At 28.9% G+C, this 13,165-nt stretch carries 13 protein-coding genes; 6 read left to right on the top strand and 7 right to left on the bottom strand.

Annotated elements, in window-relative coordinates; genetic code table 11:
• Positions 1-5: 5 nt before the first annotated feature.
• A complete protein-coding gene (gene ppk2, locus MED152_RS00315; RefSeq protein ID WP_015479839.1) occupies positions 6-857 on the bottom strand; it encodes a polyphosphate kinase 2 in 852 nt (283 codons plus the stop codon).
• A 102-nt stretch (positions 858-959) separates the two neighbouring features.
• Here ppk2 and MED152_RS00310 point away from each other — a divergent pair, with 102 nt between their 5' ends.
• The gene (locus MED152_RS00310) at positions 960-1,910 is read left to right on the top strand and encodes a lipid A deacylase LpxR family protein (RefSeq protein WP_015479838.1); all 951 of its coding nucleotides are present in this window, start codon (positions 960-962) and stop codon (positions 1,908-1,910) included.
• Here MED152_RS00310 and MED152_RS00305 read toward each other — a convergent pair.
• Positions 1,907-3,331, bottom strand: a complete 1,425-nt coding sequence (locus tag MED152_RS00305) for an ATP-dependent RecD-like DNA helicase (protein WP_015479837.1) — start codon at positions 3,329-3,331, stop codon at positions 1,907-1,909. The genes MED152_RS00310 and MED152_RS00305 overlap by 4 nt on opposite strands.
• Before the next feature lie 103 nt (positions 3,332-3,434).
• Between MED152_RS00305 and MED152_RS00300 the strand changes: the two genes are divergently transcribed.
• Genes MED152_RS00300 through MED152_RS00290 form a run of 3 tightly spaced genes read left to right on the top strand, consistent with a single transcriptional unit; the run spans position 3,435 to position 5,525 of the window.
• Positions 3,435-4,166 (top strand): hypothetical protein, encoded by a 732-nt coding sequence (locus MED152_RS00300; protein WP_015479836.1) that lies wholly within the window; start codon positions 3,435-3,437, stop codon positions 4,164-4,166.
• Positions 4,138-4,968, top strand: a complete 831-nt coding sequence (locus MED152_RS00295; protein WP_015479835.1) for a DUF3822 family protein — start codon at positions 4,138-4,140, stop codon at positions 4,966-4,968. The genes MED152_RS00300 and MED152_RS00295 overlap by 29 nt, the downstream gene beginning before the upstream one ends.
• Positions 4,968-5,525: an RsmD family RNA methyltransferase gene (locus tag MED152_RS00290; protein ID WP_015479834.1), complete on the top strand. Its 558-nt coding sequence runs from the start codon at positions 4,968-4,970 to the stop codon at positions 5,523-5,525. The genes MED152_RS00295 and MED152_RS00290 overlap by 1 nt, the downstream gene beginning before the upstream one ends.
• On the opposite strand, the gene MED152_RS00285 is transcribed toward MED152_RS00290, so the two are convergent.
• From MED152_RS00285 to MED152_RS00265, 5 genes are read right to left on the bottom strand one after another with little or no spacing between them, the layout of a single operon-like run.
• Positions 5,522-6,475, bottom strand: a complete 954-nt coding sequence (locus MED152_RS00285) for a MoxR family ATPase (protein ID WP_015479833.1) — start codon at positions 6,473-6,475, stop codon at positions 5,522-5,524. The two genes, MED152_RS00290 and MED152_RS00285, sit on opposite strands and share 4 nt — an antisense overlap.
• Positions 6,475-7,854, bottom strand: a complete 1,380-nt coding sequence (locus MED152_RS00280; protein WP_015479832.1) for a peptidylprolyl isomerase — start codon at positions 7,852-7,854, stop codon at positions 6,475-6,477. Before MED152_RS00280 ends, MED152_RS00285 begins: the two co-directional genes overlap by 1 nt.
• Positions 7,820-8,668: a hypothetical protein gene (locus MED152_RS00275; protein WP_015479831.1), complete on the bottom strand. Its 849-nt coding sequence runs from the start codon at positions 8,666-8,668 to the stop codon at positions 7,820-7,822. The genes MED152_RS00280 and MED152_RS00275 overlap by 35 nt, the downstream gene beginning before the upstream one ends.
• A complete protein-coding gene (locus MED152_RS00270; protein WP_015479830.1) occupies positions 8,668-10,302 on the bottom strand; it encodes a peptidylprolyl isomerase in 1,635 nt (544 codons plus the stop codon). The genes MED152_RS00275 and MED152_RS00270 overlap by 1 nt, the downstream gene beginning before the upstream one ends.
• 4 nt (positions 10,303-10,306) lie before the next feature.
• On the bottom strand, positions 10,307-10,591 hold the full coding sequence (locus MED152_RS00265; RefSeq protein ID WP_015479829.1) for a DUF493 family protein: 285 nt from the start codon (positions 10,589-10,591) through the stop codon (positions 10,307-10,309).
• A gap of 136 nt (positions 10,592-10,727) precedes the next feature.
• Between MED152_RS00265 and MED152_RS00260 the strand changes: the two genes are divergently transcribed.
• Together MED152_RS00260 and MED152_RS00255 are read left to right on the top strand one after the other, a co-directional pair.
• Positions 10,728-11,276 carry an AAA family ATPase gene (locus MED152_RS00260; protein WP_041383733.1) on the top strand — a complete coding sequence of 183 codons (549 nt, stop codon included), beginning with the start codon at positions 10,728-10,730 and terminating at the stop codon, positions 11,274-11,276.
• Positions 11,273-13,165, top strand: a complete 1,893-nt coding sequence (locus tag MED152_RS00255; RefSeq protein WP_015479827.1) for an ATP-dependent DNA helicase RecQ — start codon at positions 11,273-11,275, stop codon at positions 13,163-13,165. Before MED152_RS00260 ends, MED152_RS00255 begins: the two co-directional genes overlap by 4 nt.

Here is a 13,165-nt window from a genome sequence, read left to right as displayed (position 1 = left end):
CTCTTTTAATCTATTTTATGAATACTAGATCTGTAATAACGCATTACAATGTTAGGATCTGGATTTACTGCTGTACCTGCCTCAGATTTTCCTTCATAATCAAATTGAGAAAGTACATGCCTCATTGCCTCTAATCTAGCAGACATTTTGTCGTTTGTTTTTATAATAACCCATGGACTATAAGAAGTATGGGTTTTAGAAAACATTTCTTCTTTATAATGTGTGTATTTATCCCACAAAATTTGACCCTGTCTATCTACAGGACTAAATTTCCATCTTTTTAAAGGATTTTCTTTTCTACCTTCAAATCGTTTTCCTTGTTCCTCTTTTGTGATTGATAACCAAAATTTGATAATAATTACACCATCTTCATACATCATATGCTCAAACTCAGGAACTTGAACTAAAAATTGCTTGTACTGACTTTCTGTACAAAAACCCATTACAGGCTCTACTACTGCTCTATTGTACCAGCTTCTATCAAAAAACACAATCTCACCAGGATTTGGAAGTTCTTTAATATATCTTTGAAAATACCATTGCCCTTTTTCTACTTCTGTAGGTTTATTTAAAGCCACTAACCTAGTAGATCTTGGGTTTAAATGCTCCATAAACCTACGAATATTACCACCCTTACCTGCTGCATCTCTTCCTTCAAAAATTATGGCAACTCTTTTATTATTTAAAGAAATGTAGTTTTGTAATTTAACCAATTCTATTTGTAACAGACGTAACTCCTCATTATAAGAAAGCGTTTTTTTAACCTTAGAAAACGAAACATTCTTTTCTTTTATTAGCTTTAATAAATCTTCGCTAGTGCTAATGGTTTCGAAATCTTCTTCCGTTAATCTTCCCATAGATCTTTTCTTTAAAATTAAGAACCCTAAAAATAAAACCTTTTTTTTATTATCGTGTTAAATATTTATCATTTTAAATAGTAAAAATTATATTTGTAACCTATGAAAAACGCTTTTGCAATTGCCTTCTTCTTAATTCCATTTCTCATTTTTTCTCAAGATAAGTTTTCTAAGGAATTTAGTTTTGTTACAGACAATGACCTTTATGTTTCTTTTAAAAGAGATCGATATTATACAAATGGAATGTTTTTAAATTACAGATATATTAACAACACTTCTAATGATAAACTTGCCAAGAAAATATTTGAATGGCAATTGGGTCATGAAATGTTTACACCATATAAAGCTATTGTAACAGATATTAGCGATCATGATAGACCCTTTGCAGGCTATTTATATGGAGGATTTTCAATAAAAAATGTATACAAAGAAAATAAAATTTTAAACTACGGAGTTCAAATTGGTATTGTAGGACCAAATGCATATGGCCAAGAATTGCAAGAGTTTATTCATAATATTTACGGATTTCAGAAAGCTGAAGGCTGGAAACACCAAATTCAAAATGCATTAGGTTTCAATTTAGGAGCATCTTACATTCAGAGATTAGCCACTAACGAAAGCAAAACTTTTGACTTAAATTTAGAAACAAAAGCACAAATAGGAACTATTTATACAGATATCTCAGCTGGTTTAAATCTAAGATTAGGTTTTATACCTCTTCAAGATTTAATGAATACCATAGCTTACAACACAAACCTAAATAACAACAATACTATTTATAAAAGAGAGGGCGAATCTTTCTTTTATATAAAACCAATGGTTAGGTATGCACTTTATGATGCTACTTTACAGGGTAGCTTTTTAAACAAAGGTAGTGAGGTCACTAAAGAATTGATTCCTGTTGTTTTTGATATTGAGGTTGGTCTAAAGTTTACCGCAAATCGTTTTAATTTTGGCTATGCTTTTAATTATAATACTAGTAAATCTGAAGATTTAAGATATACTTATGGTAATAAATATGGAACGATAATCGTAAGTTATTTAATTCGTTAATCTAAAAAGAACTCATCTTTAAAACCTATTAAGTATAGTTTTTCTTGAGTTCTTGTAATAGCTGTATACAACCATCTAAAATATTCTTTAGAAACTCCATTTGGCAAATAAGGCTGCTCAATAAATACAGTTTTCCACTGTCCTCCTTGAGATTTATGACACGTCATTGCATAAGAGAACTTTACCTGTAAAGCATTAAAATATATGTTCTTTTTAATAGCTAAAAACTGCTTGTACTTCGATTTTTCATCTGCATAATCTTCCTTAACTGCTTGATATAACTTATTCGATTCTTCATACGTCAATGAAGGGCTTTCACTAGAAATGGTATCCAATAACAATACCGTTTCAAAAGGAGCCATGTTAGGGTAATCTATCATTCTTAATTCTACCTCAGCAAATTTAAAACCATACAACTCCTTAATTGATAGGATTTTTAGAACCTGACAAATATCACCATTTGCAATAAATCCAGCATCCGAAGATTCTTTTAACCAGAAGTAATTATTCTTTACAACCATCACAAAATCACCAGCAGAAATTTCATTTTCTTGCCCTCTAATATTCATTCGAATTTGTTGGTTGTATTGATTTGCTCTTTTATTAGAACGCACAATAAAGGCAGTATCTTCTACTCCATCATTTTCATATGCTAAAACTAGTGCATCCTCTATATCATAACCATCCTCTAACCTTATAATGTCTGGATAATCTAGATCAAACTTAAAATCTAAACCATCATTCTGAATTAAAAACCTTAATTGTGTTGCATTCGCTAAAATTCCAGAGTTTTCATGCTGACGCATAACTTCATCTAACTCTATCTCAATAACATTTTTTTGATAATCGATTGATAAAGTATCTGCATCTAAAGCAGGACTTAAAGTAAGTTTTACAGGAGGCAATTGAGCTGTATCTCCAATAAATATTAATTTACATTGATGCCCTTTGTCTACATAATTTATTAGGTCATCTAACAAAGATCCGTTTTCAAAAAGCTTTTGATTCTGCCTAGAGTCTGGAATCATCGAAGATTCGTCTACAATAAAAATGGTATTTCTATGCTTGTTTTGTTGCAAAACAAAATCTACACCACCATTAGCTTGTTTCTTAGGAAAATATATTTTTTTATGAATAGTATAGGCAGGTCTTTTTGAATAAACAGAAATTACTTTGGCAGCTCTACCTGTAGGTGCCAACAAAACAGATTTCTTTTGCGCAGACCATAAAGAATTTACAAACGTACTTATAGTAGTGGTTTTACCAGTACCTGCATAACCTTTTAATAAAAACAAGGTATTCTTATCCTCATTAAAGATAAAATTGCTTAGTAAATTAAGCAATTCTCCCTGTTTTTTTGTTGGTGTATGAGGAAACTTTTGGTGTAGCTCTTTATTGAATTTAGCAGGGTTTTTTATCATATAAATCTTAAAATATCAAAGATACATTTCTTTATAAAGAAAAATTTTTATCATTGAAAAAAAATTGTAGATTTGCGTTAATACTATTAAAAACAAATTTATAATGAATTTAATACTAATGATTTTAGGAGCTGTGTTAGTAGCAGTTCTAGTAGCTTATGTAATCGTTAAATTTTTACCTCTAAACTTAAGATGGATTCCTTCTATTTTACTTTTAGCCTTAGCAATTTTCTTAGGCTTTCAAATTTATGGTGGAATAATGGAGCCAATTAAATTTAATGAACAAAAAATAGTAAAGTATGCTAAAGTTGTTAATAGCTTAAAAATTATTAGAGATGCTGAGGTAAAGTATTATGAAGTTTATGGTAAGTACACTAAAGATAAAGCTGGTTTAATACAGTTTATAGATACTGCACAATTAGCGTTAACTGAAACTAAAACTATTGTAGAGCAAGTTAATAAAGGTGGTGGTATTATTGTAGATGAAGAAAAAAGAGTTACTGATACTATTGGTTACGAACCAGTAATTAAGTACTTTAGAGATAGAGACTATAAAACAATGTTTAATGTACCAGGCGTACCTAACACTGAATTTGAACTAGAAATTGGTGAAGTAGAAAAAGTACCTGGTTTAATGCAACCAACATTCAGAGCTAGAACTCCTAAAAGAGGAATTTTAGATGGTATGAATGAGTCTTTAGTAAAACAAGAATTAGAGGCAATTGAAACAGACCAAATTAAAGGTGAGTATGTTTCTGTAGGTTCTTTAGAAGAAGTAACTACTGGAGGTAATTGGCCACCATCATATGACAGAAAAATTGCAGATAAAGAATAGTACAAAAGCTTTACTGAATACAAAAAATTTAGCATTATCCATCCAATTTAGTTTGGATGGATTTTCTTTTTGTATAAGAAATACAGACACTAAAGAGTCTTTATATTTATCTAATTACAACTTTGAAGAAACTTTAAAAACGCCTCAAAGTTTATTAGAAAATATAAAACGTATTTTTCAAGAAAATAAGCATTTACAATATGATTTTGATTCTATTGAAGTAATTCATGAAAATCACTTATCTACTATTGTACCGAATGAATATTTTGATGAAAGCACTTTAGCTTCTTATTTAAACTTATCAATAAAAACCTATAAGAATGATTTTATTGCCTTTGATAAAATAGAATCTTTAGGAATCAATAATGTTTACATTCCATATGTAAATATCAACAACTATTTATTTAATAGTTTTGGTGAATTTGAATACCAACATCATCAAACGGTTTTATTAGAAAAGCTTTTAAAGCTGCCTAATTCAGAAGATAAAATAATGTATGTAAATGTTTCCAGACATTATTTTGATGTAATTGTATTGCACAATAATAACCTTGTGTTTTTAAATTCATTTCACTTCAAAACTAAAGAAGATTTCATCTACTACATCTTATTTACTGCTGAGCAATTAGCGTTAAATCCTGAAGAATTTAAACTTCTTTTTAGTGGAATCATTGCAAAAGATGATGAGCTATTTAAAGTTACGTATCAATTTGTAAGAAATGTAGACTTCGTCAAAAACACTAATGCTATTTTTAAGAATTTAGAGCTGGCACATCATACTAACTATATTTTACTAGGATAATGAGAATAATATCAGGAAAATTAAAAGGAAGACGTTTAAAAGCGCCTAAAAACTTACCTGTTCGTCCTACAACAGATATGGCAAAAGAGGGTTTGTTTAATGTACTTAACAATACTTATTATTTTGATAGTATTGATGTAATTGATTTATTTTCTGGAACTGGAAATATTAGTTACGAGTTCGCTTCTAGAGGCACTAAAAACATTTATGCTATAGATGCAAACCATAACTGCATTCGTTATATTTACAACACTGCTAAAGAGCTAGATTTAAACATTAACACCTATAAAAGTGATGTGTACAAATTTCTAGATAAAACTACCTTACAAGCAGATATAATATTTGCAGATCCTCCTTATGATTTTACTACTGAAAAGTTCTTAGAAATTGTAGACTTGATATTCAAAAACGAATTATTAAAAGAAGAGGGTGTTTTAATTGTAGAACATTCCAAACATACAGATATTTCATCGCACAATAATCATGCATATGATAAGAGATATGGAGGAAATGTATTCAGTTTCTTTGAAAATCCTGCTTTAGAAGAGGAAGATTAAAGCAAAGATTTTATAATAGCTTGTATTGTAATACCTTCTGCTTCTGCTTTATAGTTTTTTACAATTCTATGAGATAAAATTGGAACAGCAACTGCTTTAACATCTTCAATATCTGGAGAGTATTTACCATTTATAGCTGCATGTGCTTTGGCTGCTAAAATTAAATTTTGTGATGCTCTTGGACCAGCTCCCCAATCTAAATATTTCTGAACCAATTCTGTAGCAGCATCAGATTTTGGCCTTGTTTTACCCACTAAACCTACTGCATATTCTATTACATTGTCTGTAACTGGAATTTTACGAACCAATTCTTGAATAGCAATAATTTCTTCGCTCGATAAAATTGCATTTACACTTGTAGAAACATTACTGGTAGTTGCTTTTACAACACGTACCTCTTCTTTAAAAGAAGGATACTCTAAATGAATAGAAAACATGAATCTATCTAATTGTGCCTCTGGTAATGGGTAAGTACCTTCTTGCTCAATAGGGTTTTGAGTAGCCAATACAAAGAATGGCAACTCTAACTTATAATGATTATTAGATACAGTTACAGAACGTTCTTGCATTGCCTCTAAAAGTGCTGCCTGTGTTTTTGGCGGAGTTCTATTAATTTCATCAGCCAAAATGATGTTCGAGAATATTGGGCCTTTTATAAATTTAAAATGTCTGTTTTCATCTAAGATTTCACTACCTAAAATATCTGAAGGCATTAAATCTGGAGTAAATTGAATTCTTTTAAAGTTTAAACCTAAAACATTAGATACTGTATTTACCAATAAGGTTTTTGCCAAACCTGGCACACCAATCAATAAAGAATGGCCACCACAAAATATAGACAATAAGGTAAAGTTTACAGCATCTTCTTGACCAACAATTACCTTACTAATTTCAGATTTTAATGTATTGTATTTTACGACTAAATCGTTTACAGCTTTAACGTCAGACATTATCTACCTGTTTCTTTTTTCCAATTTTTTTCAAAAGTACATTTTCTATGCTCATCAGACATTTTGATGTAAGTGTCTGAAATTTTTTCTTTAGCCCATTTTGTAATAGCCTCTTCTTTTTTCTTAGCCAAAGCTAATTCTTGCACTTTTACATAATCGTTTACTAAATCTGCAGTGTGCGTATTAGTTCTATCTCTCATTATGATAAACTTATACATCTTTTCACCACTTCTATTTTCATCAAAATAAACATCAGATAGTTCCCCTTTTTGCAATTCTGCTACTCTTGCATATAATGCAGGATCCATTCTTGTTAAATCCCAAGTATTTTCACCTGTGTAAGGATTCATTAATAAACCATCATCATTTTTGGTGTCTTCATCATCAGAATATTTTCTAACTGCTTCTGTAAATGTTATTTTACCAAGTTTAATGTCATTAGCAATTTTTATCGCTTTTTCTTTAGTTTCTGTTAATAATGATTCAGGAACATTTGGTTGCATTAATATATGAGACGCAATTCTCATATTACCTTTAATTTCATGCAATTGCATTAAGTGATAACCAAAATCTGATTTAAAAGGTTTTGAAACCTGACCAACATCTAAAGAAAAAGCCATTTCTTTAAATTCTTTAATAAATTGAGATTCTTTTGTAACCTCATATCTACCACCATTATTTGTTACACCAGGATCATCTGAGTTTATAATAGCCTTCATTTTAAAGTTAGCTCCATCTTCAATTTCTTTTTTAAGTTCATTCAACTTATTAATAATTCGTTGATTTTCTTCTTCTGTTGGCTTTGCTTTAATTACCAATTGTGCCAACTCTATTTCTGCTGAAAACTCTGGCAATTCACCATCTTCTTTTAAACCTACATAATACAAACGCACTTCTTCTGGAGTTACATCTATTTTATCTGTAATTTTTAACTGCTCTTTTTCTATCAACACATTTTCTGACTGAACAGAATAAAGTTCTTTCTTTAAATCATCTAAATCATTAAATCCGTAAGCTTTTATCACTTTATCTACAGAGCCAAATTGTTCTGTGAAAAACGCAACACTTCTTTCTACTCTGCTTGAAATTTCTTCATCAGAAACTGTTACACTATCAATTACTGCATGATGTGCAAGTAATTTTTGTTGCATTAACTCTTCTAACATTTCACAATCAGAAATTTTAATTTTTCCTTCTGATCTTACTTCTACTTCTTGCTTAAATTTTTCTATATCTGAATCTAAAACAATGTTTTTACCAATTACAACAGCTACACCATCAATCTTAATTTGAGCTGATGTATATGTGCTAACTAAGCCAAAAAACGCGACTAGTATTGCTGATTTAATAAATTTTAAGATTGTTGTTCTTTGTTGCATCTTGTACTAAAATTTTTTCTATATCTCTTATTAATTCGATTTTACGTCTGTGTAAAATCATTTGTTTTATTGTAGGCTTAATATAGCTTAATGGTGCTGTATCATTTCTAACTAAAACATCTTTTATGGTCACCAAATATAAACCTAATGAGTCTTGTTTTTCAAGGAATTTAGTTTTATTTAACAGATTTTCTTTAGAAAATGGCAGTTTTAACAAAACCTTATCTAAAGGTGTCCAAATAGAGTCATTAAACTGATAATTTTTAAAGCTTAATTGTTGTTTTTCTAATTCTTCTAAATCTTCAATATTATCTGACTTAAATAGCTTGGTAAGTTCCTTCTTATTGATAATTTTATCATCTAAATGAAGGTATTTAATTTTTAATAACTCTTCATTCAGTTTAAAATTCTCTTTATTTTTCTCGTAAAAACCTTCTACTTCTTCGTCTACTATTGTAGTATCTAATTGTTGTTTTATTAATCTTTCTTTATAATTATTAATTAATAAACTCTCTTTATAGTCTCTTACTAAAGCATCTATATTATTTACTTCGTCTAAAGAACTATTACTTTCTGCATTTATAAGTAATAGTTGTTTTATGGCCCAATCGTTTATATAGCCCTTTACCAAAACTAAGCTATCTTCTTTGCTAATGTTTTTGGGCAAAAACTTTCTTATATCTTCTCTAAATAATTTTTCGGTATTTACAATAGCAACAATTTCTGAAGCTGTACTTTCTTTTTCCTGTACAGTCAAATAATCACAAGAAGCGAAGAGCAATAAAATTCCGATAAAAATTAGACCTCTATTCATTACTCCTTTTTGTAATATTTAATGAGTTTTTTAAGTTGTTTTTTGTTGACTTCAATTGCAGTTTTATTTCTTAAATCTGCAATCCAGAGTTGTTCTAAATGATTTTGATAATCATTCATAACCTCTCCTTTAATTTTATTTAGTTCTCTGTTATTGTACTTTGTTAAATTCTTTTGATAAAAATTTTTAAGCCCTAAAGTATCTTTAGAAGCTTTATCCCAAATTTTTTGTTGCATTAATTCAAATAGCAACAAACCATCTTCATACTCTTGCAATATATGTGCAAAATCTGGTTCTGTTTTCTCTAAGTTACTTTTATAATATTCTAAAATTTCTTGACTTTTAAAATCGTTAAACAAGTCAAAAACTGGCTTATTATTTCTTCTTTTGATGTAGTTTACAAAATCAGCTTGAGTATAGCTTTTCTCGTTTATTTTTAGAATTGGTAATTGTAAAGAATCACTTGGTATGCTTCTTAATTTTAGATTATTAAAAATGCTTTTAGCATTATCGAATTCTTTAATCTTATATTCTTTTTTTAATCTATTTACAACTGCTTTTTCAGAAAGCTGTAAGCGATCACTAGATCTAATTTTACTAGTAAGCTCTTTTTTCATTTCCTCAAAAGATTTTACTGGGTGCTTTTTAATTAACTGAACAATATGCCAACCAAAACGCGTTCTAAAAGGTTTAGAATACTCACCTTCTTTTGTTAAACTAAAAGCAACTTCATCAAAAGGCTGAACCATAACTCCAGAACCAAACCTTCTTAATTTACCTCCTTTAGATTTAGAACCTGTATCATCTGAATATTTACGAGCTAACATTTTAAATTGCTCATCCTTTTCTAAACGATTATAAACAGTGTTTATAATTTCTTCTCCTTTAGCAGTTTTATCTGTAATTAAAATATGAGCTACTTCTACCTCTCCTTTTGAAGGTCTTAGTCCGTCAACCTTTAAAATATGATAACCAAATCTGGTTCTAAAAGGCATAGAAACTTCATCAATTTTTGTAGTGTAAGCAGCGTTTTCAAAAGGATATACCATTTTAAAAGCAGAAAAATAACCTAAGTTACCTTTATTACCTACTCTACCTGATTTAGCATCTGCTCTAGCAGATTCATCCTCTGAAACCTCTTCTGCTACTTTCTCAAAATCTTCACCCTTTAAAATTCTATCTCGAATTTTCATTATTTTTTGATAAGCCTTTAAAGTATCTTTTGGTGTGGCTACTTTAGGAGTTCTTATTAAAATGTGTTTGGCTTTTACCTCATTCTTAGTTCTAAAATAAGCATCTTTAACAAGTACACTCACATAAGCTGAATCTTGCATGTAAGGTGCAGCAAGCTGATTTCTGTAGGTTTTCATCTCTTTTACATAAGATGATAAGGTATCTAACTTAATGTCATAAGCCTCTTTAACCTTAAGCTTATAGTTAATAAATAAGTCAAGGTTTTTTTCTAAATCTTTAGCTTCTTCATTATCTATAGCATCTAAATTTTTTTCGTAAACCCTTTTAAATTCAGATACCATTATTTTTTCATCACCAATAGTAATTAAAACTTTATCTTTCTTCTGTGCTATGCTCGCTGTTGTAAAGACAATAAATAATAATAAGATTAGCTTTTTCATAAATTTATAATGATATAATACCTTCTACTTCTTCTACTTTTTTGTAATAACTAATAACCTCATCTGCACTGCTTAATTTTAAAACTATAGAAATGCTGATATATTTTCCTGTTTTTGATTTTTTAGTTTTAATTACAGCTCCTTTATTATCAAAAACTTCTTGCACCTCTTTTTGCTGATTACCATCTGCAGGCACAATAAATTTGTACATATAATCTGAAGGAAACTCTGTTGAATCTTCTAACTGACCTTTTAATTTTATATAGAATGCTTTTTTATCGCTCATCATTGTAATGTTTATGCACTATTTACAAATAGTAGGCCACAAAATTACGTTAAAAATTAGATTTATAATGCTAATGATTTATTTTTGTAAATTATGTAGTATTCTTAAAATCAAAAATAATAATTCTAAGCTAAAATTTTTGAAAAATAATCAACTAAAAATTGTTCTAATTGGTGGGCCAGGTACTGGCAAAACAAGCGTTTTGAATGCTTTACAAGCAAGAGGCTATTTTTGCTTAGAAGAAGTTTCTAGAGCCGTAACTTTGCAAGCTCAAAAAGATGGTATAGATCAACTCTTTTTAACAGAGCCACTATTGTTTAGCAAAAAATTATTAGAAGGTAGAGAAAATCAATTTTTAGAAGCGCAAAATAGTAGCGAAAATTTGGTCTTTTTTGATAGAGGCATTCCTGATGTAAAGGCCTATCTAGATTATTTTAAAACTGATTATCCTTCCTATTTTACAGATAAGTGTTTAGAGTATACCTATGATCTCATCTTTCATTTCGCTCCATGGAAAGACATCCATACTACTGATAATGAAAGATATGAGTCTTTTGAAGAGTCAATTAAAATAGATGAATTTCTAAAGGAAGCTTATACATCGTTAAACTACAAGTTGATAAATGTACCTTTTGGATCGATAAAAGATAGAACTGATTTTATTATTAATTCGCTTTCTTGTGAATGATAAATACAGCTTTAGAAATATTAAAAAAATACTGGAACTATTCTAGTTTTAGAGAACCACAAGACCAAATTATAAATGCAGTTCTTCAAAAAGAAGATGTAATTGCACTACTACCAACTGGAGGTGGAAAATCTATTTGTTTTCAAGTGCCTGCATTTCAGATGGACGGTGTTTGTATTGTTATTTCTCCTTTGATCGCTTTAATGAATGATCAAGTTGCCAACCTTAAAAAAAGGAACATTAAAGCAGCTACAATTAAATCTGGAGCTTCCAACAATGAAATTATTACTTTGCTTGATAATATTAAGTTTGGTAGTTATAAGTTTCTATATATTTCTCCTGAAAGATTGCAATCACAATTAATTCAGCAAAAAATAAAAGAACTGAATGTAAACCTAGTTGCCATTGATGAAGCGCATTGTATTTCAGAATGGGGACATGATTTTAGGCCTTCCTACAGAAACATCAACATTCTAAAAACTATAATTCCGAATGCTAATTTTATTGCATTAACAGCAACTGCTAACAATAAAATTATTAATGATATTGCTCTGAATTTAGAGTTGCATCATCCAAAAGTTTTTAAAAAATCTTTTTACAGAAAGAACCTAGCTTACCAAGTTTTTGATGTGCAAGACAAATTGGGTAAACTTCTTCAAATCTTCACCAAAACAAAAACACCAGCAATTGTCTATGTAAATTCTAGACGAAAAACAAAAGACATTGCAACTTTTCTAAATGCAAATAACTTTAAAAGTAGTTTTTATCATGGAGGACTTTCTACGAAAGATAAAGATTTAGCCTTTAAAAATTGGCTTTCTGAATCTACGCCAATTATAGTGGCAACAAATGCATTTGGAATGGGAATTGACAAATCTAATGTTGGCATTGTAATTCATTTTGATTTACCATTTTCTATTGAAAACTACATCCAAGAATCTGGAAGAGCAGGAAGAAATGAAAAAAAATCATTCGCAGTTTTACTTAAAAACGATAGTGATATTTTAGTGTTTAATGATACCGTAAAAAAATCAATTCCAAGTCTAAAAGAAATAAAAGAAGTTCATCGAAAATTATATCAATATTTTACAATTCCTTTAGGTGAAATAACAGAAGATTTTTATAGTTTCAACCTTTTAGAATTTTCAAAATTATATAAATTTACACCTATCAAAGTAGATACTATTTTAAAAATTCTTGCCAATAATGGTATTATAATTTTATCGAATACTTATAATCAAAAATCTACATTATTTTTTAAAACATCTAGTAAAAATGTACTTTCTTACGCCATAAGAAATATCTATACTAAAAACTTTATAAACTCATTATTAAGAACTTATTCAGGGTTATTTGAACAAGAAGTTAAAATAGATGAATTTGCAATAGCAAAGAAAAACAACATGACATCTGGACAGGTAAAAGAGCAATTACTACGTTTACAACAAGATGATTTGTTAGATTACAACCAAGTAGAAACTGATTTAGAAATTCAATTTTTAGTACCTAGAGAAGATGACAAAACCATTAACTCTATTTCAAAAAATATATCAAAATATTTAACTCAAAAAGATAAAAAATCGAAGGATTTTTTATCCTACATTTCCAATAATACGATCTGCAGAAGCATTCAATTATTAAATTATTTTGAAGAAAAATCAACTAAAAAATGTGGAGTTTGTGATGTCTGCTTATCAGAAAAAAGAAACAAAAAATTAAACATTTCAGAAGAAATAATTACACTCTTAAAATCAAAATACAGTTTAACTTCTCAGGAAATTAATCAATTTATTAGCGCAAATGAAAAAGACATTTTAATACATTTGCGTGAGTTAATTTCTGAAAATATTATCAAAATTAATCATCAAAATAAATATCAACTAAAATAA

The organism is Polaribacter sp. MED152 (genome assembly GCF_000152945.2).
Lineage (GTDB): Bacteria > Bacteroidota > Bacteroidia > Flavobacteriales > Flavobacteriaceae > Polaribacter.
Note: the sequence above shows the minus strand (reverse complement) of the source record. Positions and strands in the feature narration are given on the sequence as shown.

Excerpts from the sequence above, each read along its gene's own strand:
- ppk2 (WP_015479839.1), bottom strand. The coding sequence starts at position 857 with ATGGGAAGATTAACGGAAGAAGATTTCGAAACCATTAGCACTAGCGAA.
- MED152_RS00310 (WP_015479838.1), top strand. The coding sequence starts at position 960 with ATGAAAAACGCTTTTGCAATTGCCTTCTTCTTAATTCCATTTCTCATT.
- MED152_RS00305 (WP_015479837.1), bottom strand. The coding sequence starts at position 3,331 with ATGATAAAAAACCCTGCTAAATTCAATAAAGAGCTACACCAAAAGTTT.
- MED152_RS00300 (WP_015479836.1), top strand. The coding sequence starts at position 3,435 with ATGAATTTAATACTAATGATTTTAGGAGCTGTGTTAGTAGCAGTTCTA.
- MED152_RS00295 (WP_015479835.1), top strand. The coding sequence starts at position 4,138 with ATGACAGAAAAATTGCAGATAAAGAATAGTACAAAAGCTTTACTGAAT.
- MED152_RS00290 (WP_015479834.1), top strand. The coding sequence starts at position 4,968 with ATGAGAATAATATCAGGAAAATTAAAAGGAAGACGTTTAAAAGCGCCT.
- MED152_RS00285 (WP_015479833.1), bottom strand. The coding sequence starts at position 6,475 with ATGTCTGACGTTAAAGCTGTAAACGATTTAGTCGTAAAATACAATACA.
- MED152_RS00280 (WP_015479832.1), bottom strand. The coding sequence starts at position 7,854 with ATGCAACAAAGAACAACAATCTTAAAATTTATTAAATCAGCAATACTA.
- MED152_RS00275 (WP_015479831.1), bottom strand. The coding sequence starts at position 8,668 with ATGAATAGAGGTCTAATTTTTATCGGAATTTTATTGCTCTTCGCTTCT.
- MED152_RS00270 (WP_015479830.1), bottom strand. The coding sequence starts at position 10,302 with ATGAAAAAGCTAATCTTATTATTATTTATTGTCTTTACAACAGCGAGC.
- MED152_RS00265 (WP_015479829.1), bottom strand. The coding sequence starts at position 10,591 with ATGATGAGCGATAAAAAAGCATTCTATATAAAATTAAAAGGTCAGTTA.
- MED152_RS00255 (WP_015479827.1), top strand. The coding sequence starts at position 11,273 with ATGATAAATACAGCTTTAGAAATATTAAAAAAATACTGGAACTATTCT.